The organism is Aquipseudomonas alcaligenes NBRC 14159, assembly GCF_000467105.1.
Classification (GTDB): Bacteria; Pseudomonadota; Gammaproteobacteria; order Pseudomonadales; family Pseudomonadaceae; genus Aquipseudomonas; species Aquipseudomonas alcaligenes.
Genome location: NZ_BATI01000056.1, coordinates 1 through 19,587, shown reverse-complemented (window position 1 = coordinate 19,587; position 19,587 = coordinate 1). Strand labels below are relative to the sequence as shown.

At 60.8% G+C, this 19,587-nt stretch carries 17 protein-coding genes; 3 read left to right on the top strand and 14 right to left on the bottom strand.

The features are described 5' to 3' along the window. Window positions 1-87: 87 nt before the first annotated feature. Entirely contained in the window at window positions 88-1,068 is a 981-nt protein-coding gene (gene arsS / locus PA6_RS21120) for an arsenosugar biosynthesis radical SAM (seleno)protein ArsS (protein ID WP_021703034.1), read from the bottom strand. A gap of 292 nt (window positions 1,069-1,360) precedes the next feature. Here arsS and PA6_RS21115 point away from each other — a divergent pair, with 292 nt between their 5' ends. After that, window positions 1,361-1,933 carry a carboxymuconolactone decarboxylase family protein gene (locus PA6_RS21115; RefSeq protein ID WP_021703033.1) on the top strand — a complete coding sequence of 191 codons (573 nt, stop codon included), beginning with the start codon at window positions 1,361-1,363 and terminating at the stop codon, window positions 1,931-1,933. 213 nt (window positions 1,934-2,146) lie between these two features. Continuing rightward, the gene (locus tag PA6_RS21110; protein ID WP_021703032.1) at window positions 2,147-2,419 is read left to right on the top strand and encodes a hypothetical protein; all 273 of its coding nucleotides are present in this window, start codon (window positions 2,147-2,149) and stop codon (window positions 2,417-2,419) included. 236 nt (window positions 2,420-2,655) lie between these two features. On the opposite strand, the gene PA6_RS21105 is transcribed toward PA6_RS21110, so the two are convergent. From PA6_RS21105 to PA6_RS21095, 3 genes are all read right to left on the bottom strand, one after another. Continuing rightward, window positions 2,656-4,086, bottom strand: a complete 1,431-nt coding sequence (locus PA6_RS21105) for an IS1182 family transposase (RefSeq protein ID WP_021703031.1) — start codon at window positions 4,084-4,086, stop codon at window positions 2,656-2,658. A 233-nt stretch (window positions 4,087-4,319) separates the two neighbouring features. Next, window positions 4,320-5,690, bottom strand: coding sequence for an IS1182 family transposase (locus PA6_RS21100; protein ID WP_021703029.1), 1,371 nt, complete (start codon window positions 5,688-5,690; stop codon window positions 4,320-4,322). Window positions 5,691-5,961: 271 nt separating this feature from the next. Next, on the bottom strand, window positions 5,962-7,356 hold the full coding sequence (locus PA6_RS21095) for an MFS transporter (protein ID WP_021703028.1): 1,395 nt from the start codon (window positions 7,354-7,356) through the stop codon (window positions 5,962-5,964). Window positions 7,357-7,634: 278 nt separating this feature from the next. On the opposite strand from PA6_RS21095, the gene uvrA reads away from it, so the two are divergent. After that, window positions 7,635-10,469 (top strand): excinuclease ABC subunit UvrA, encoded by a 2,835-nt coding sequence (gene uvrA, locus PA6_RS21090; RefSeq protein ID WP_021703027.1) that lies wholly within the window; start codon window positions 7,635-7,637, stop codon window positions 10,467-10,469. A 55-nt stretch (window positions 10,470-10,524) separates the two neighbouring features. Here uvrA and rffA read toward each other — a convergent pair whose 3' ends face one another. The 10 genes from rffA to PA6_RS21040 form a co-directional block, all read right to left on the bottom strand. Beyond that, complete coding sequence (rffA, locus tag PA6_RS21085; protein WP_021703026.1) at window positions 10,525-11,655, bottom strand: dTDP-4-amino-4,6-dideoxygalactose transaminase; 1,131 nt, start codon at window positions 11,653-11,655, stop codon at window positions 10,525-10,527. Continuing rightward, the gene (locus tag PA6_RS21080) at window positions 11,652-12,527 is read right to left on the bottom strand and encodes a class I SAM-dependent methyltransferase (RefSeq protein ID WP_021703025.1); all 876 of its coding nucleotides are present in this window, start codon (window positions 12,525-12,527) and stop codon (window positions 11,652-11,654) included. The genes rffA and PA6_RS21080 overlap by 4 nt, the downstream gene beginning before the upstream one ends. Beyond that, window positions 12,524-12,949 carry a GtrA family protein gene (locus PA6_RS21075; RefSeq protein WP_021703024.1) on the bottom strand — a complete coding sequence of 142 codons (426 nt, stop codon included), beginning with the start codon at window positions 12,947-12,949 and terminating at the stop codon, window positions 12,524-12,526. The genes PA6_RS21080 and PA6_RS21075 overlap by 4 nt, the downstream gene beginning before the upstream one ends. After that, window positions 12,939-13,865 (bottom strand): glycoside hydrolase family protein, encoded by a 927-nt coding sequence (locus PA6_RS21070; RefSeq protein WP_021703023.1) that lies wholly within the window; start codon window positions 13,863-13,865, stop codon window positions 12,939-12,941. Before PA6_RS21070 ends, PA6_RS21075 begins: the two co-directional genes overlap by 11 nt. Then, window positions 13,862-14,524: an acetyltransferase gene (locus tag PA6_RS21065; protein ID WP_043217229.1), complete on the bottom strand. Its 663-nt coding sequence runs from the start codon at window positions 14,522-14,524 to the stop codon at window positions 13,862-13,864. The genes PA6_RS21070 and PA6_RS21065 overlap by 4 nt, the downstream gene beginning before the upstream one ends. 7 nt (window positions 14,525-14,531) lie before the next feature. Next, window positions 14,532-16,400 carry a thiol-disulfide oxidoreductase DCC family protein gene (locus PA6_RS21060; RefSeq protein ID WP_021703021.1) on the bottom strand — a complete coding sequence of 623 codons (1,869 nt, stop codon included), beginning with the start codon at window positions 16,398-16,400 and terminating at the stop codon, window positions 14,532-14,534. A 3-nt stretch (window positions 16,401-16,403) separates the two neighbouring features. Further along, complete coding sequence (locus tag PA6_RS21055; protein ID WP_021703020.1) at window positions 16,404-17,036, bottom strand: class I SAM-dependent methyltransferase; 633 nt, start codon at window positions 17,034-17,036, stop codon at window positions 16,404-16,406. Beyond that, on the bottom strand, window positions 17,008-17,946 hold the full coding sequence (locus tag PA6_RS21050; RefSeq protein ID WP_021703019.1) for a glycosyltransferase family 2 protein: 939 nt from the start codon (window positions 17,944-17,946) through the stop codon (window positions 17,008-17,010). Before PA6_RS21050 ends, PA6_RS21055 begins: the two co-directional genes overlap by 29 nt. Further along, on the bottom strand, window positions 17,943-18,665 hold the full coding sequence (locus tag PA6_RS21045; RefSeq protein ID WP_021703018.1) for a WbqC family protein: 723 nt from the start codon (window positions 18,663-18,665) through the stop codon (window positions 17,943-17,945). Before PA6_RS21045 ends, PA6_RS21050 begins: the two co-directional genes overlap by 4 nt. Next, on the bottom strand, window positions 18,662-19,587 hold a 926-nt coding region (locus PA6_RS21040; RefSeq protein WP_021703017.1), incomplete at its 5' end, for a hypothetical protein. The genes PA6_RS21045 and PA6_RS21040, both read right to left, overlap by 4 nt.

Sequence of the window (19,587 nt, the reverse complement as noted above, 5' to 3'; positions counted from 1 at the left end):
CCCAAGTCGAACAGAAAGAAACCCGCTATCGCGAGCAGAATAATGGCCAACAGGGCCGCTTTGCGCTTGTCCATGACCAACCCCTCCTTAGTAGTTATCCAGTGCACCGGCGCAACTGGAGCCTTGCCCGGCGGTGCAGGCATAGCAGTGATCGCGGGTGATGATGGGGTTGTCTGCAAGGCTCGCTGCCTTGAGCAGATCACGCAGATGGGGACGGTCACGACCAATCAGTTCAGGCATGGCCATTGGCAGGTCGAGCATCTGGTTGAAGTCGCAGTCGTACAGGTAGCCCTGCCAGTCGACACTGACCAGGCTCTTGCACATCACCGCATCGAGGTTTTCCGGGCGGTAGCTATCACGCAACAGCTGCATGTAGCCATTGAACTGCCCCTTGCTCACCAGGGTGCTGCCGAAACGGGCTATCGGCTGATTGGTGATGGTCAGCAGATGGCTGAAGTGAATGCCAAAATCCTCGACCAGGTGCGCCTTGTAGTCGGCCTCAAGCTTGGTCTGGTCAGGCGGCAAACTGGGCCCCTGGGGGTTATACACCAGATTCAGGAGCAGACCACTGCCGTCGATGCCATAACCGAGACGGTTGAGCTGCTGCAGACCACGGATACTGGCGTCGAACACGCCATCGCCACGTTGCTTGTCGACGTTCTCACGCGAGTAGCAGGGTAACGAGGCGCTGATTTCAACACCTTGATCGGCCAGAAAGTCGGCCAAATCCTCATAGCCTGGTTCGCTGAGGATAGTCAGGTTGCAGCGGTCGATCACTCGCAAGCCTTCACGCCTGGCATGAGTCACGACCTCCCGAAAGCGAGGGTGCATCTCCGGAGCGCCACCGGTCAGATCCAGGGTGGTAACAGAGTGCGTATCGATCACCTGATGCAACAAAGCCAGACTTTCGTCGGTCATGGCCTCAGTTCGGGTCGGCCCCGCATTCACATGACAATGCAGGCAGCGCTGGTTGCACTGGTAGGTAAGATTGACCTGCAGCGCCTCAAGGCGGGCACGTCGCAGCGGCGGAAAATCGAGGGCATTGAGCAGGGGTAACATTGCGTGCATAGCGTGATTGCTCCTTGAATCTGTACCTTTGAGTCGCACCCGCCTCCAGCGTTACAGCCAAGGTACTACGTTGCACGCATTGACCATGAAAATAGCCACGTGAGTGCCGCCCTGTGCCACGTTCTACTCCCTCCTGTAACAAGCCTCCCGAACTCACATCTGAGTTGAGCAGCCCGTGACAGCGCATTGCCAGTCTGTCCGTGCCTGCCAAGTCATCTCGGCACTCCCTTCTCGCATCCTGCGACGGAGAGCCGAGATTCGAAACAGCCAGCTCAATCAGCAAGGACCCGACATGCTTAGCGAATATCAACTGTCACTTCCCGCAATCAATCTCGACAACGCCGATGGCCCAGCCAAAGCCATTCTGGAAGGCGCCAAGGCGCAAGTGGGCTTTATCCCCAACATGTACGCCAACATGGTCAACTCCCCTGGGCTGCTGAAAACCTATCTCGATGGCTACGCAGCCTTCCGTAAGGAATCGGGATTTACTCCCGCGGAGCAAGAAGTCATTTTTCTGGTTATCAGTCGCGAAAATGGCTGTGAGTACTGCGTATCGGCACACAGCACCTTGGCCGACAAGATGTCCGGCTTGGCGCCCCAGATAACCGATGCCATTCGCGACGGCTCCCCTATCGCTGATGAAAAACTGGTAGCTCTTGCCGAATTCGTTCGCGTCCTGTTTCACACCCGGGGCCTGCCATCGGCTGCGGCGGTACAGTCCTTCCTAGCCGCAGGGTATGGCGAACGCCAGGTGCTGGAAATTGTGCTGGCACTGGCTGTAAAAACGCTGAGCAACTACGCCAACCACCTTTTCCATACCCCACTGGATGAGATGTTTGCGGATCGCGCATGGCAACAGATCTGACGATCTAGTTTGATTTGACACTCGTAACGCGACCGGTGACGGCCTTGGTACGTCGCTGGTCGTGATCACCCCTTGGACGAGGAAATGAACATGTTGGCCAAGTTAGTCATCACAATCGGTGCGCTGCTTTACGGCCTCGGGGTCCCCCTGCTGGAGCTCAATCAGACGCATGTGTTCAATCCCGCCTGAGAAGCCCATGCCAGGCTTCATGAAGTGTGGCAACTGGCAACCAACACATCACTGGCTGTGCTTTCACTCTGGCTGACCTGGGGCCGCAACCAAACCCGCCTTCCGAATTTCCTCGCCACTCTGGTTACGGGCGGGTTCCTGCTGGCTTATGTCATTCGGGACTGGTACGGAGGATCCATGGTTCTGTCAGACGGCAGCGAGAAGCTGTTGCTTGGACTAAACCTAGGCGCATTTGTCTTCGGCGTTATCTTCGTTCTTTCGTTGATCGGCATGTTATTGCCGAGCAAAACCCCGTAAATCGTCGCTCTCCGACGGTTGCTGAATCGCCCCTAGTTTCGTAGACACTCGACGACCGCTTATGGCCCAGACCGTGTAAAAACGCAGCAAGCGATGGCCACCAACTGCCGGGAGATTTTCTCAGTGTCCAGGAGGCCGTCGGAGGCCCACTCAGGCGCAATCGGTGATTCTGGTTGCTATGCCACTTTCGGCTTCGGCGCGCCTGCTGGAGGGCGACAAGAGTCGTAAAACAGGCCTCAGGCCTTCATCGCTGCCATCAGGGCACCGCTGCCCAGCACGTTCAGCACGCGTTTGAGATTGTAGGCGAGCGCATGCAGACTCATCTCGGTGCTCACCCGGTCGAGCGTTCTGGTGAGGAAGTGGGTGGCGCCCATCCAGGACTTCAGCGTGCCAAACGGGTGTTCAACCGTTTGGCGGCGGATCCGCATCATCTCGGGCGCTTGATCCAGGCGACTCTGCATAGCCTCGAGCACGGCCTCATGCTCCCAACGGCTCACCCGGCGCTGTGGGCTCGGCGTACAGTGCTCTTTCAACGCACAACCCTGGCAGTGCGAACTCCAGTAGCGGTGCAGCTTCAGTCCTTTCTCGACGCTTGAGTACCGCCAGATCAGGCTTTCCCCAGCCGGGCATCGGTACTCGTTCTTGGCTGCGTCATAGATGAAATCACCTTTGCCGAAGCGGCCCGCCGCTGTGGCTCCCGAGGTCAGCGTCTTGGGCACGAAAACGGTGATTCCAGCTTCATGGCACGCCAGGATTTCTTCACCTTTGAAATACCCTCTGTCTGCGACCGCCGAGAGCTTCTCGACGCCCATGGCCTCTCGTGCCTGCTTGGCCATGGAGCTCAGTTGGTCTCGATCAACTCCGTCGTTCGTGACCTCGTGCGTCACGATTAGGTGGTGCTTCGCATCGACCGCCGCCTGCACGTTGTAGCCGACCATTCCGCTGCCCCGAGTCTTCATTGAACGGGCATCAGGATCGGTCAGGGATATCTGTTTATCCGGTGTTTCGTTGAGCTGAACCTCGATTTCCTTGAGCTCTTGCAGCTTAGTTTTCAAGGTCGCGATCTTGTCGTGGAGACGTTCGGCTTTGATCTGCGCCACGGTAGGTTCCTGACGATCTGCGGTATCGAGTGCAGTCAGGTAGCGGTTGATGCTGGACTCGATCTCCTCCATTCGCCGCTGAAGCTTGGCGCTGGTGAAATTGCGGTCGCGATTGTTGACCGCCTTGAACTTGCTGCCGTCGATGGCCACCAGCGCTTCCGAAAACAGGCCAAGCTGCTGACACAGCACCACGAACTGCCGGCAGACGCCGCGGATTGCCTTGCCGTTATCCTTGCGGAAGTTGGCGATGGTCTTGAAGTCCGGCATCAAACGTCCGGTCAGCCACATCAACTCAACGTTGCGCTGAGCCTCACGTTCGAGACGGCGGCTGGACTGGATGCGATTGAGATAGCCGTAGATGTAGATCTTCAGGAGGTCGGCAGGATGGTAGGCGGGGCGACCTGTTTCAGCCGGGACGACACCATCGAAGCCCAGCTGGCCAAGATCGAGCTCATCGACGAAAACATCGACCACACGCACTGGATTGGTATCACTGACGTAGTCGTCGAGGCTTTCAGGAAGTAAGGTGCTTTGACCTCGGTGTTCACCCTGGATAAACCGTTTCATGGGTTTCCCTTGCGATGAAATTCTCAGAAATCATAGCAAGGGTTTCTCCGGACGTTTTTACACACTCTGGGCCGATTCTGTTGAAAAAGTAGGTTCAGCGGCAGTTGGCCTGTCAGGTGTGCCTGCTGTTGAAGTGGCTGCAAGCCACTTCAAGTTGCCTTTCGGTGTTTCGCTGAGCACTCTGGCTCAGGTTTGAAGGTTAATTCGAGGGTTTCTGCTCACAGCAGGCGTACCTATCCCGTGGGTGGCGGCCCGTGAGGCAGAAGCTTGGCCATGCGTCGCAGGTTTTGCACGGTCGCGGCCAAGGTGAATTCATCAGTCGCACCCGTCAGGCCACGCAGTCGTAAACGGTCGAGTTTCATGATCCGTTTGAGGTGGGCGAAAAGCATCTCCACCTTCTTCCGCTCGCAACGAGAGACTAGGTATTCCGGCGTCTTGGCGATGCGTCGTGCTACGTCGCGGGCAGCCTCATGGATGCTGCGGACGATCTTCCGGTTCGGCGTGTTGGGGCAGCACTTTTCTTTCAGCGGACAGGTGGCGCAGTCGGTTTGGCTGGAGCGGTAGATGATGGTATTGGCCTTGGTCACCCGCGATCTTTGCTGAGTGAAGGCGCGCCACTCACTGCGTAGCGGTTTGCCGGCTGGGCAGCGGTATTCATTGGCTTCCGGATTCCAGAGGAAGTCGTTACTGGAGAGGCTGTCGTCCTTGCGCTCGGTCTTGTCCCACACCGGCACATGCGGCTCGATGTTTTTTTCTTCGACCATCCAGGCCAGCATCGGGGCAGTGCCGTAGGCGGTATCACCAATGAGGCGTTTCGGCGTGAGGTCGAACTGCGCTTCGACACGCGCCACCATCGTCCTGGTTGAGTCGACTTCGGCGGTACGGTGCGCCGGGGTCGCTTCCACATCCATGATCACGCCGTGCTCAGTATCGATCAGGTAATTCGTGGAGTAGGCAAAGAAGGCCGGGCCGCCTGGCGCAGCAGTCCAACGGGACAACGGATCGGTGAGCGAAATTTTCTTGGGAAGAGCTTCAGCCAGCGCCTCTTCATCAAGGGCTTCAAGGTACTCGCGCACAGCGCGGTTGCTGAGCGTTGGATCACGCCAATCGACCTCATCTCCCGCCACCCCACGTTGCCGGTTGGCATCAGCCTTGATGATGCTGGCGTCGACAGCGAAGCCTTCGCCTTTGATCAGTCCAGCTGCCATGCAGCGGCGCAGCACCTCGTTGAACAACCAGCGGAACAGGTCGCTGTCACGGAAGCGGCCGTGGCGATTCTTCGAGAAGGTTGAGTGATTGGGTACTTCGTCTTCCAGACCCAGCCGGCAGAACCAGCGATAGGCCAGATTTAGATGCACCTCTTCGCACAGCTGTCGCTCGGAACGGATGCCGTAGCAGTAGCCAACGATCAGCATGCGCACCATCAACTCCGGATCAATCGAGGGGCGTCCGATGGGGCTGTAGAAGTCGGCCATGTGTGTACGCAGATCGCTGAGATCCAGGCACTGGTCGATGCTGCGCAAAAGGTGTTGGGGCGGAACGTGGTCTTCCAGATTGAACGAGTAGAACAGGCGCTGCTGTCCACTCGGTAGCTCTCCCATCATGCTGTTCGCCCCCGCGCTCGCTGACAGAGCAATTCTGCCGGCGACGTGGGTGGGCAGCTACTTTTTCAACAGAATCGGCCGTTAGCTGCCTGTCACCAACGCCCACTTCCGCCATTCGGCATCGCATAAAAAAGCCCGCCATAAGGCGGGCTTTCAGTAGAGAGAGCTTACGAGGGAAATGGACATTTTTAATTGCCCCTGAAGAGAAATGGACAAAATAAATTGCCCCTATACGCCCCCAGGGTGGACAAAAAGAATTAGCCCTGAACACCTAAGCTGAATGCGTCCCCGCGGCCTCTTCGAGCACTTGCTCGAGCAACGCGCGGTCCAATTGTTGGGTGTCCACTTTGATGTACAACGCGGCCTCCTCGGCCACCACGATGGCGTCGCTGACGCCGGGTATCGCGAGGAGTCGCCCCACCAGTCCGCTGTCGGCCAGCGCCGTCTCGGCAAGCGGGCGGCGCAGACTGGTCACATAAGGCGGCTCGCGCATAGTAGCAGCTGCCAGCAGCCAGAAAACCCCCAGCAACGCACAGCCGACGAACACCAGGCCGAGGCCGCCGTGCTGGTACAGCCAGCCACCCAGAATGCCGCCCAGTGCGGCGCCGAGGAACTGGCTGGTGGAGTACACGCCCATGGCCGTGCCCTTGCCGCCGGCCGGCGCCACCTTGCTCACCAGCGAAGGCAGCGAGGCCTCCAGCAGGTTGAAGGCGGTGAAGAACAGGATGAAGCCCAGCACCAGCGCCTTGAGACCGTGGCCGAAAGCCCAGAAGTACAGCTCGCAGAGCACCAGCATGGCCACCGCGCCACACAGCACGCGCTTCATCCGGCGTTTTTTCTCGGCATAGATGATGAACGGCACCATGCCGAAGAAGCCGACCAGCAGCGCGCTGAGATAGACCCACCAGTGCTCTTCCTTGGCCAGCCCGCCCTCCTCCACCAGCGCCAGCGGCAGGGCGACGAAACTGGCCATGAGGATCGCGTGCAGTACGCCGATGCCCAGGTTCAGGCGCAGCAGCTCGGGGTTGCGCAAGGTCGGCCGCAGCGCCTGGCGCGCCACTCCGGACTCGCGGTGCTGCAGCGTCGTGGAGGCACGCGGCACGAACAGGGCGATGATCAGCATGCCGACCAGCGCCATGCCGGCGGTGGCCCAGAACAACCCGGAGAGGCCAAAGGCGCGGGTCAGCAGCGGGCCAACCACCATGGCCACGGCGAATGACAGGCCGATGCTCATGCCGATCATGGCCATGGCCTTGGTGCGGTGCTGTTCGCGGGTCAGGTCGGAGAGCAGCGCCATCACCGCCGCCGAGATGGCCCCGGCGCCCTGCAGCACACGCCCGGCGATCACGCCCCAGATGGAGTCGGCGGTGGCCGCCAGGGCGGCACCGGCGGCGAAGATCAGCAGGCCGATATAGATCACCGGCAGGCGGCCGATGCGGTCGGAGATCACGCCGAAGGGAATCTGCAGCAGCGCCTGGGTCAGGCCGTAGGCGCCAATGGCCAGGCCGATCAGCGCCGGGGTGGCACCGGCCAGGTCGGTGCCGTAGGTGGCCAGCACCGGCAGGACCATGAACATGCCCAGCATGCGGAAGGCGAACACCAGGGCCAGGCCACCGGCGGCGCGCGTTTCGCTGGCACTCATGCGTTCGCTGTGCGGATCGTGCATGGAAAAACCCTGAACAAATTGGCCGGCGATTCTAGCAGCCATCCCTGCGCCGATACAGGCGCGGCGCTTTGCCGCGCGACGACGGCCGGCCGTATACTGCGTGGTTTCCGCCCGCCCACCTGCGAGGCTGCAGTCGGGAGCCTCTAAAAGCGTTGGCGAGGCAGCCAGCGCAAGGCAAAAGCAGGCGAAGACGCGCAGTTTACGAGTAGTAAATGAGCATTCTGAGCCTGCTTTTAACGCAGCGATGGCAACGCAGATAGCTTTTAGAGGTTCCCTAAGTGGACAAGATTCTGATCCGGGGCGCTCGCACCCATAACCTTAAAAACGTCGACCTGACCCTGCCGCGCGACAAGCTGATCGTGATCACCGGCCTGTCCGGTTCCGGCAAGTCATCGCTGGCCTTCGACACCCTCTACGCCGAGGGTCAGCGCCGTTATGTCGAGTCGTTGTCGGCCTACGCCCGGCAGTTCCTGTCGATGATGGAGAAGCCCGACGTCGACACCATCGAGGGCCTCTCTCCGGCCATCTCCATCGAGCAGAAGTCGACCTCGCACAACCCGCGCTCGACCGTCGGCACCATCACCGAGATCTACGACTACCTGCGTCTGCTCTATGCCCGCGTCGGCATCCCGCGCTGCCCGGACCACGACGTGCCGCTGGAAGCACAGACCGTCAGCCAGATGGTCGACCAGGTGCTGGCCCTGCCCGAGGGCCGCAAGCTGATGCTGCTGGCCCCGGTGATCCGCGAGCGCAAGGGCGAGCATCTGGCGGTGTTCGAAGAGCTGCGCGCCCAGGGCTTCGTGCGCGCCCGGGTCAACGGCAAGCTCTACGAGCTGGACGAACTGCCCAAGCTGGACAAGCAGAAGAAGCACTCCATCGATGTGGTGGTGGACCGCTTCAAGGTGCGCGAGGACCTGCAGCAGCGCCTGGCCGAATCCTTCGAGACCGCCATCAAGCTGGCCGACGGCATCGCCCTGGTCGCCCCCATGGACGACGAAGAGGGTGACGAGATCATCTTCTCCGCGCGCTTCGCCTGCCCGCACTGCGGCCATTCGATCAGCGAGCTGGAGCCCAAGCTGTTCTCCTTCAACAACCCGGCCGGCGCCTGCCCGACCTGCGACGGCCTGGGCGTGAAGCAGTTCTTCGACGGCAAGCGCCTGGTCAACGGCGAGCTGACCCTGGCCGAAGGTGCCATCCGCGGCTGGGACCGGCGCAACGTCTACTACTTCCAGATGCTCGGCTCGCTCTCCACGCACTACGGTTTCAGCCTGGAGGAGCCGTTCGACGAGCTGGCCGCCGAGCACCAGAAGGTCATCCTGTTCGGCAGCGGCACGCAGAACGTCGACTTCAAGTACCTCAACGACCGCGGCGACATCGTCAAACGCTCGCACCCGTTCGAGGGCATCATCCCCAACCTCGAGCGCCGTTACCGCGAGACCGAGTCGGCCACTGTGCGCGAGGAGCTGGCCAAGTTCCTCAGCACCCAGCCCTGCCCGGACTGCCGTGGCACCCGCCTGCGCCGCGAAGCGCGCCACGTGTGGGTGGGCGAGCGCACCCTGCCGGCCGTCACCGGCCTGCCGGTAGGCGAGGCCTGCGACTATTTCGGCGGCATGAGCCTGACCGGCCGCCGCGGCGAGATCGCCGAGAAGATCCTCAAGGAGATCCGCGAGCGCCTGCAGTTCCTGGTCAACGTCGGCCTCGACTACCTGACCCTGGACCGCAGCGCCGACACCTTGTCCGGCGGCGAGGCCCAGCGTATCCGCCTGGCCAGCCAGATCGGCGCCGGCCTGGTCGGCGTGATGTACATCCTCGACGAGCCGTCCATCGGCCTGCACCAGCGCGACAACGAGCGCCTGCTCGGCACCCTCACCCACCTGCGCAACCTGGGCAACACGGTGATAGTCGTCGAGCACGACGAGGACGCCATCCGCCTGGCCGATTACGTGGTCGACATCGGCCCCGGCGCCGGCGTGCACGGCGGCCGCGTGGTCGCCGAAGGTACCCCGGACGAGGTGATGAACCACCCCGACTCGCTGACCGGCAAGTATCTCTCCGGCCGCGAGAAGATCCGCTACCCGGCCACCCGCACCCCGCGCGACAAGAAGAAGCTGCTCAAGCTCAAGGGCGCGCGCGGCAACAACCTGCGCAACGTCGACCTGGAGATCCCGGTCGGCCTGCTCACCTGCGTGACCGGCGTGTCCGGCTCGGGCAAGTCGACGCTGATCAACAACACCCTGTTCCCGCTCACCGCCACCGCGCTGAATGGTGCCACCACCCTGGAGGCTGCGCCGCACGACTCGTTCGACGGCCTGCAGCACCTGGACAAGGTGGTCGACATCGACCAGAGCCCTATCGGCCGTACGCCGCGTTCCAACCCCGCTACCTACACCGGCCTGTTCACCCCGATCCGCGAACTGTTCGCCGGTGTGCCCGAGTCGCGCTCGCGCGGCTACGGGCCGGGCCGCTTCAGCTTCAACGTCAAGGGCGGCCGCTGCGAGGCCTGCCAGGGCGACGGCGTGATCAAGGTGGAGATGCACTTCCTGCCGGACATCTACGTGCCGTGCGACGTGTGCAAGGGCAAGCGCTACAACCGCGAAACCCTGGAAGTGAAGTACAAGGGCAAGAGCATCACCGAGGTGCTCGACATGACCATCGAGGAAGCCCGCGAGTTCTTCGATGCCGTGCCGGCGCTGGCGCGCAAGCTGCAGACCCTGGTCGACGTCGGTCTGTCCTACATCAAGCTGGGCCAGAGCGCGACCACCCTGTCCGGTGGCGAGGCGCAGCGGGTCAAGCTGAGCCGCGAGCTTTCCAAGCGCGACACCGGCAAGACCCTGTACATCCTCGACGAGCCGACCACCGGCCTGCACTTCGCCGATATCCAGCAACTGCTCGACGTGTTGCACCGCCTGCGCGACCACGGCAACACCGTGGTGGTGATCGAGCACAACCTCGATGTCATCAAGACCGCCGACTGGCTGGTCGACCTCGGCCCCGAGGGCGGCTCCAAGGGCGGCATGATCATCGCCACCGGCACCCCGGAGGACGTCGCGGCCAACCCGGCTTCGCATACCGGGCACTTCCTCAAGCCATTGCTGGAACGTGATCGCGCCTGATCGTCGCCCAAATGAAAAAGCCCCGCAGATGCGGGGCTTTTTCTTGTTGCCAGGATCAGACGCCCAATACGGCCACTACCGACGAGATGACCTCGTCAATATCGCTCTCCAGGCCGACCCAGAGCGGTAAGCGCACCAGGCGCTCGGCGACACTCTGGGTAACCGCCAGGCCGTCATGGGCACGACCGTACCTCTGCCCCGCCGGTGCGGAATGCAACGGTACATAGTGGAATACGGTGCCGATGTCGCGCGCCCGCATCGCCTCGATAAAGGCCGTGCGCTGCTGCAGGTCGGGCAGCAGCAGGTAGTACATATGAGCATTGTGCCCGCAGCTCGCCGGCATCTGGGGGCGCCGCAGCCTGCCTTGCTGCTCCAGTTCGGCAAAGGCCTCGTGGTAGCGCTGCCAGAGCTGCAGGCGCCGCAGTGTGATGTCCTGCGCCTCCTCCATCTGCGCCATCAGGAAGGCGGCGTTCAGCTCGCTGGGCAGATAGCTGGAGCCGAGGTCGCACCAGGTGTACTTGTCCACCTGGCCGCGGAAGAACTGGCTGCGGTTGGTGCCCTTCTCCCGGATGATCTCTGCGCGCAGGGCATAGACCGGATCGTTGATCAGCAGTGCACCGCCCTCGCCCGAGCTGAGATTCTTGGTCTCGTGGAAGCTGAGACAGGCCAGGTGGCCGATGGAGCCGAGCGGCCTGCCCTTGTAGCGGGACATGACGCCCTGGGCCGCGTCCTCGATGACGATCAGGCCATGGCGCTCGGCGATGTCCATGATGGCGTCCATCTCGCAACCGACACCGGCGTAGTGCACCGGGACTATCGCCCGGGTACGCGCGGTGATGGCCGTCTCGATCTTGCTCTCATCGATATTGAAGGTGTCCGGACGGACATCGACGAATACCGGGATGGCACCGCGCAGCACGAACGCATTGGCCGTGGAGACGAAGGTAAAGGACGGCATGATCACTTCGTCGCCTGGCTGCAGGTCGGCAAGGATGGCCGCCATTTCCAGGGCTGCAGTGCAGGAATGGGTGAGCAGTGCCTTACGGCAACCAATCTGCGCCTCCAGCCAACCTGAACACTTGCGGGTGAAGGCGCCGTCGCCGGCCAGGTGGCTGTTGGCATGGGCCTCGGCGATATAGCCGAGCTCCTTGCCGGTCATGTAAGGCTTGTTGAAGGGAATCCTCATGGGCCCACCTTTCTTGCCACTACCAGCCGCGAGCCGCCAATCGGCAGATTGATGCCGAGGCGGATCAGCCCCTGCTCAAGGCGCATCAGCCCCAGGAACAGGGCATTGAGCGGGGCAGGCAGCCTGAGCTCGGCCAATGGGTCGTAATCCTGGTCCACCCGCTTGTTCTGTAAGCGCGACAGCAGCATGGCCGGCAATAGGAGGCTGACGAATGAGCTAGTGCATTCGATGCGAAAGCCGCTGCTCTCCAGCTTTTTCTCCAACTCCCCGGGGGCATAGCGCCGCACGTGGCAGGCATAGTCATCCGCGGCACTCCAAAGCCAGGCGTGTTGCGGGACAGTTGCCAGCAGAACTCCGCCAAGCCGTAGCGCCTGATGCAACTGCCCCATCACCCGCTCGTCCTCTTCAATGTGTTCCAGCACATCGAACGCCCCCACGACGTCGAACTCGTCGCGGAAGGGAATATGCCGGGCATCCATCTGCATGAACTGGGCACTCGGCACGCGTGCAGCCGCAAACGGCAGGCCGGCGAGGAATATCTCGCTGCCGAACAACTGTGCCTGCGGGTGCTCGGCAGCGACTCCGGAAAGCACGAAGCCTGTGCCACAGCCCACTTCGAGATAGTTCTGCATGGCCGGCTGATAGCGGCGTATGGCCCAGGCAATCAGCTCGTTGCGCGCCCTGAACCAGAAGTTCGCCGCCTCCAGCGCAGCGAGCTCGGCGAAATAGTCGGCCTTGAACCCGCCACCTTCGTGGGCAAACTCCGGCGCATGGGCATCGATGCCCTGGAGCCGCTCGGGAGCGTGGCCACAGTCGGGGCAGTGCCAGTTACTGGCGACGAAGGCGTGTTCACAACGCAGGCAGACTCTCATGAAGGATCGACTCCGGGCCCCGGGGTGCGTTGCACGAACACGAAGCCCCTGAACAGGACAAACAGAAACACCGCGACGACGACGATGGCGACGGCCTGAACGATCTGGTGGGCAAAGCCCAGCGTATCGACGAAGAGCACCAGCAACGTCAGGTTCAGCAGATAGCCCAGCGCATGCGCCAGCATGAAACGCAGGCCTGCCGCACCGATATGACCGTCATGGCGAAAGGTAAAGCGACGGTTGGCAAAAAAGCCCAGGGTGGCCCCCGATGCATAGAGCGCCGTCATGGTCAGCTTCGGCGTAAAGCCCAGATGAGTCAGTAGCAGATACAGGGCATAGCCTGCAAGGTTGCTCAGGAGCCCGACTAATGCATAGCTGAACAGTTGCCTGGCCGTGCGCCAGAGGCCTTTCTCAGTCGGCATCCAGGACCGCCAGGCCAAAGCCGCTGCGGCCGTAGCCGTTGCCGTTGTAGAACATGTAGCGCTGGCCCGCATGATCGAGCACATAGGGGTACTCGATCATCTCCGAATCCCAGCCGCTGGCGGATACCGAAATGCCCGCCTGATCCAGGGCAAGCCGCCAGTTAGCGCCATCCTCGCTGCGAGCGTAGCCAATACGGTAGGTCTCTCCCGAACCACTGCGGTAGGAGAACCACATCTCCAGGCCATCACCCTCCAGAGCAGGAAGCACGGTGGGGCGGGAAAACGCCTGGGCCAACCCGAGTTCGAAAGGTACGGCCAGACCATTGCGCTGCCAGGCGTGGCCATCCTGCGACGATGCATGCTGGATGGCATGCAGCATTTCGCCGTTGCCTGCATCCCAGCTATGGGTCGATCCATACCACATGTCGAAGCCACCCTCCGCGTTGCTCAGCACCCAGGGATAGGAGAGGCTCAGCGGGTCGGTGGAGTCGCTGCCCATGAACGGCTGCTCGTCCGCGAGCCGTAGGGCGAGCTCGGCATCCAGGACGAGGCGGCCGATATCTCCCCGCCAGTGCCCATCAGCGGGGTTCTGCCAGCCCATGAACAGCATGTAGCGAACCCCATCCGCCTGGTAGCAGTTGCCGATGCTCACGCCATCGGCAAAGAAGCTGCCCGCCGGGCCATGCTGAAAGCAGGGGGCGTGGTGCAGTTCGACCACCTTGCGCTGAACGATATCGACGTCGACTGCGCCGACCGAAGAGCGATTGCGGCTGTCTCGCCCGCTGTAGAAGACCCGATAGACATCATCCTTCAGGTGTACCGGCAGGGGATTGGCCGCATGGGTCAGCAGCTTCTCGTGCCCCCCTTCGGTGGGCGGCACGAACAGGCAACCGAGCTTGCGCCAGCGCCGGCTCATATCTTCCGCAACCTGCTGCTCGGAACTGCCGAGCGCTCGGTGGCGCTACCGATGTAGAGCCCGTCGGGCTCCGCATCAGCCAGCAGCAGGGTTCCGGCCCCCAGTACGCAGCGCTCGCCCACCTTGATGTGATCGCGCAGCGTGGCATTGACGCCGATGAAGCATTGCTCACCCACCTCCACGCCGCCGGACACCACCACATGGGAGGCGATGAAGACGTGATCCCTGATCACCGAGTGGTGGCCGATGTGATTGCCGCTCCACAGCGTGACGTTGTCACCGATGCTCACAAACGGCTGGACGGTGTTGTCTTCGAAAATAAAGCAGTTCTCGCCGATACGCCCTTGGTTGAGCACGGTGGCGTGGGAACTCACATAGCTGGCTAAGTGATAACCCAGCGCCCTGGCAGCAAGGAACTTCTCTTTGCGCAGGGCATTGATCTTGGAATAGCTGAGCGCAATGAACAGGTCGTAGCTCTCCGGAGGATAGTGCGCAGCGACCTCCTCGAAGGGCACCACCGGGAGATCGCAGAAGGAAGACGCCTCCAGGTATGCGGCATCGACTGTAAAGGCCGCCACCTCGTAGGGTGAGTCGCTGGTGAAGTAGAAATGGGCAAGCTGGGCAATGTCGCCCGAGCCAAATATCACGAGTTTCTTCACTGGCCCCTCACTTGCGGTAGGCAATCTTGTAATCGAGCGCGCAGAGCACTTCAGGCGCCACAGGCTTGAACTGATTGCGGGCGATATCCTCGGCACTAACCAGCGGCTGGTTGAACTGGCGATACCTGAAGTCGTACTCGCCCGCTTCCGCCCCTCGCTGCTGCAGGTATATGCGGCTCATGTACTCGAAGAGCGGTCGCCAGGACTCGAAATGGCAGCCAGCCTTACCGATCACCGCACGTCGGAAACGCAGCGTATGCCCGAAATAGAGACGATCGGACGCGTGCATCGACAGCCGCGAGCCATCCTCGGCGAACAGCGGGACACGCTCGTGAAAGTCGACAGAGTCCAGCACAAACCAATTCTCCGCCATGCGCAGATCGGTCTTGTTGAAGACATTGATCGGTGTGATGCCATAGATGTGCGCCAGGCGCGCACCGAGATTGGGCAGGCCGTTCCAGCCGATATAGGGTGTAGGCACCGCCGCGAAGTAGAGCAGTATGAGTAGACATACATGCAGGGTGACGGCCTGGGGGAAGCTCGAACGGCTTTCCTCAACGCTCATCGAGCAAAGGAATTTGCGCCGCGGCAGCTCACAGACCCCGAACAACCGGGTGCGACGCTCGGCAATGAATCGGTAAATTCGCGGGCCGATCCACAGCAGCCGCCCAAGCAACAGCAGGGGAAACAGCGGCCAGAGCAGCACCAGGGTACGGCTCAGCTGAACGTAGAAGTCGTAACCACGGAACAACCTGCGGCTCGGCCCATCCACACCATAGAGATCGGTTAGCGCCTGCTCCATGTCGAGGCCGATTTCGTCCAGCAGCGGCTTGTTCTTCGAGAGCGGGCGCAGATTGACCCGGCCAAATACGTCCAGCAGGGTGACCGCCTGCACGGTCCGGTCACAGAGGTTGCAGCGGTCGTCATAGAGCACCTCCAGCGGCTGCCGGCGGTCCAGGCCGGAAACAGACCAGAAGAGTGCAAGCCACAGCACCACCTCGATCTCGGCCAGATAACCCAGCTGCAGGAAGAACATCGACAGTGCAAAGAACAACCAGCCCCACACGATCACATAGAGGCGGAACCAGCCGCCCAGCAAGACGAAAGGCAGGACGGCCGGATACCACAGCATCATCATCCACAGAGAGCCCTTGGCCAGCCCCACGGCGACCGCGCTGGAAGCGAACACTGCACTGAACTGCTCATGCCAGACGGCCATGAAGTTGTTGCTCAGCAGCAGAGGGCCGGCGCTGCCATCCATCCAGGCCGGCTCATTGAGGTGGATCGCGATGGAGTACACGCAAACCGCCCAGTAGCTGGCCAGCGTAGTGAACTTGGCATAGAAGATCGCCTCCCGCCCCGGCGCCCCGCGGTAGTACAACAGCGGCCAGTGCAGGCTGGGCAGGCGCTTGAGTAATGCGGAGTCTAGGGACAAGTACTTGCCGGCATTCACCAGCAACAACAGCACCGCCAGAATGGCGCCGATGTCATTGCCCAGGGTCGACTTGGCTACCACCAAGTCGCCGTACTGCCACATAGCCCCGACCAGAAATACCAGCACCCATTGCGTCAACAACCCTAGCGCCAGCAGAGCACCGGCAAGCATCTCGGCGCCGGCCCAAAGTCCCACTGCCGAAAAGCGCTCCGAGTCCAGCAGCAGCCCATAGACATCCAGCCCCCTGGCGAACAGGATCAGACCGAAGAGCACGCGCAACAGTGCGAACTTGTTGTGCTCGAATGCCGAGTTACCAGGAAATGCGCGGGGCGCCATGCTCCCGGCAAAGGTGGACATCAGGCCAAGCAGTCCGGGGACGCATTTCACCAGCAGCGCACACACCGCTAGAGAGGCCAAAAACCAACCGATCAAGGTCCACATTGCTCAAGCCTTCCTGACCAGAATGGTGAACTCATAGAGACCGTAGTCGTGCAGTAGCGCCACATTCCGCGAGTAGCGCCGCTTGCACAGATCGAAGAGATGACAAGGATCTGCGTAGTAGAGATCGCCGCGCATTCTATCGGCATCGGAATAGGAGGTCAGACAATTGAAGGCAAAACCCCTTCTGCTGGTGCGATCCAGCGTCTCCAGCACGGACTCTATATACCCGAGCCACTCTGCTTCGGAGTGCGCCATGCGCACATTGAAGATACCGCTGGCCACACCGTAGTCTGCCACCTGATCAGGTTCGCTCGCACACAGGAAACGAACCGAAGCGTCTCCAGCATAACGGGCATTGGCGGCGCTGATCATGTCCGCGGACACGTCGAAACCGTTGTAGGCAAAGTCCCGGTACTGCCCGGCTAGGTATTCGCACAGCGCGCCATAACCACAACCCAGGTCATTGAGCGAGAAGCCGGTACTGCCCTCTACCACCCGACACAATTGCTCGAAGCGCAGCAACTGCCCGGAGACACCGTTCCAGTCGACGCCCTGCGGTGTCTCCCCATGCTTCGCGAGTTTGCGCGAGTAGTAGCCCGCGACCTCATCAAGAATCTCGCTTGTCGGTACTTTCATAAATCTGCCTGATGATCGTGTAGGGGCGCTGCTTGGTTTCGGAGAAGATCTTCGACAGGTAGATACCGACCACACCGATGAAGGAGATGACCATCCCCCCGAGCAGCCAGATAGAGGCCATGACCGAAGTCCAGCCGCCCAGAGGACGCGCTAGAAACATCCAACTGACGACCAGCCAGAGGGTGTACAGGGCAGAAAATCCGAAAATGGCCAGCCCGATGTAGAAGATGGCTACCAAGGGGGTATTGCTGAAGGAAGTGACGGAGTTGACCAGCAGCGACATCTTCCGGCGAAAGGTATAGGTGGTGTTGCTGGAAGAAAGCTTGCGCACCTGGCAAGGACGCTGGGAAAAGCCGGTGATGTACCACAGCCCAGCCAGAAACACCTCACGCTCCTGGTGACGCAGCAAGGCGTCCACATAGCGTCTGCTCATCAGCCGGGCCGTCACAATATTCTCCGGCAGGTCAAGGCCGGTAATACCCTTGAACAGGCTGTAGAACCAGCGCCCGGTCCAGCGCTCGAAGAGCCCCCCCTTGCGCGACTCCTGAACGCCGTAGACCACGTCGGCTCGCTGCTCCGTCATCTGCTCGGCAAAGGCGCCCAGCCATTCGGGTTGCTCCTCAAGATCACTATCGAGCAGAAAAACCCGCTCCCCTTGCGCCTGGGCAAGTCCCGTCATCATGGCCTTGTGATGACCGAAGTTCTTCGACAGATCGACGACCCGCAGGTGTCGATCACTCTCGGCACAGACTATCGCCACATCCAGGCTATGGTCGGGAGACCCGTCATTGACCAGTACTATCTCGTAATCATCCCCCACGAGTGCGCGCGCGGCAGCGCCTGCGCGCTGACAGAACTCCTCTATGTAGCTCGCCGACTGGTAGAGCGTCGCGACGACGGAAAGCTTCATACCGCGACATACCTCATATAGCGGGCCGCATCGCGGCCACAGTTGAACAGCAGATCCAGGATAGTGACGCCGTGTACGAAGTCCCCCCACAACTGGGGGTACTCGGGATAGCCGGCGTAGTCGAACCAGCTCAGCCCCACGCCAGCAGCCGTGAAAACGTCTGGTTCGATGTAGTCTCTAGCGGCCGGCCCCGAGACATAGATCTGCCCACCGGCCTGTCGGCAGAGATCCGCCAGACGCTCCGTCTTGCCATCCGCCAGCACATAATCCCAGGAGTTGCTGATGACCGTGGCAATGCCAAGGTAGCGGCATACGGCTTCGATGAAAGCACGATTGAGCTGACTCAGATGACTGAAGGTACCTTCCAGATAGAGCGGCTGCAGCCATTCGGCGACCTCCTTGAAGCAGCGCGAGCGACTGTAGTTCTGCACCAGCGAGCGCCAATGGGCCTCGGCCCATGCCTCACCATCGAGCTCGGTCTCACGGATACTCTGGTGATAGCGACCCTTGACCTTCACCGGCACCGTCAGCCACTGCACTCCCTGCGGAGTCTTGATCTGGTTGCGGTTACGCCAGTCGCGCCGGGTGTACTGCATGTCATCGAACAAGATGAACTCATCAACAGAGGCGATCATGTCGAAGTATCCCTTCCAGGGGATGTAGTTCGACTGCAGGATTGCGACTTTCTTGGGTTCATTACTACGAATGTCGAAACTCATGGACGGCACTCTCTGGCCTGAATCTGTGGCGGCGATAATCTATCTGCGATCCATATCACCTTGGCCTTCGAACGCTCGCACGCTACCCGAATATCGAACTGGTCGCGGCTGATGAGCTTTCCGGTTGTGGCATATGCCGCCAAGCCATATCCGGAAGACTTGGCCGGAGCACCGTGCACAAGCGGGACGCCCCATACTGCGTACGCCAAGATCCCTTGAGCCCAGATATGACCCTTGAGTGAAACGAGCTCCTGCTCAAAAACCTCGCGCGACAAAAACAGCGCAGAGTCACCGGCGGATACGCCATATGCTTGCATGTTTTGCAGCAGACTGTGCCTAAATTTCGCCATACGACCATTGAGCGTGGCTAACTTGGCGCGCTTGGTTGTGCGAGAGTCAGAAAGATGCAGCTGACTCGCTGGCGGAAGAAACTTGTTGATGCCAGCAAAGGGATAATCCACCAGTACACGCCATGCTTTCGGCGCTGACTCGCGCCAGTTGAACAGGGTATAAGAACTCGCATTCAGCTGAATAACAAACAAAAGCGTGGCGGCCGTCAGCGTAATTAAAAGCCCCCGACGCAGTGACGGAGTTAAGTTCTCATCCATGAAAAAATCAAAGATACTGGCAATCACCACAACCGCAATAAATAGCGATGGGAAAAGGAGGCCATGAGTAAAGTACATGACATCGCTGAGGCTCAGACCTTGGTAAACGGTCGTTAACCCCCAAAGGATGAGCATCGATCCACTTGCCGCCAAGAGAAGCTGTACCGAGATCGCACTCGCACGAAGCACTGCAAAGGCCATGAGCAGGCACCACAGCAATCCCAGATCCTGAGCCCAGGACACCACAGTTACTCCGCCACGAGAAAGCTGGGGCTGGGTATAGAAATCCAGTAATGCTCCGCCCCTTAAGGAAA